Annotated in this window: 1 pseudogene; it reads right to left on the bottom strand. The window is 59.4% G+C overall.

The features are described from left to right. Nucleotides 1-330 (bottom strand): annotated as a pseudogene (locus tag AC1DKR_RS21400) (3-oxoadipyl-CoA thiolase); the annotation flags it as partial. Between the last annotated feature and the right edge of the window lie 47 nt (nt 331-377).

Below are 377 nucleotides of genomic sequence, written 5' to 3'. Positions count from 1 at the left end.
CAGCAAGGTGCCCGAAATACGTGCACCGGAGCAACCGAACGGGTGACCCAGGGCGATCGCGCCGCCGTGCAGGTTAACCTTCTCGTTCATCTTGTCGAGCACTTTCAAATCTTTCAGCACTGGCAGGGCCTGTGCAGCGAAAGCTTCGTTGAGTTCGAAGAAGTCGATATCGGCAATACCCAGACCTGCACGCTTCAGTGCTTTCTGTGTCGCCGGCACTGGACCATAACCCATGATCGCCGGATCCACACCTGCCACTGCCATCGAGCGGATCACCGCCATCGGCTGGATGCCCAGGTCCTGTGCACGCTGCGCCGACGTCACGATCATGCACGAAGCACCATCGGTGATCTGCGACGAAGTACCGGCTGTCACGG

Source organism: Stenotrophomonas sp. 01N47 (assembly GCF_056399165.1).
The sequence above is the reverse complement of the archived record's forward strand: the minus strand, read 5'-3'. Positions and strand labels throughout refer to the sequence as shown.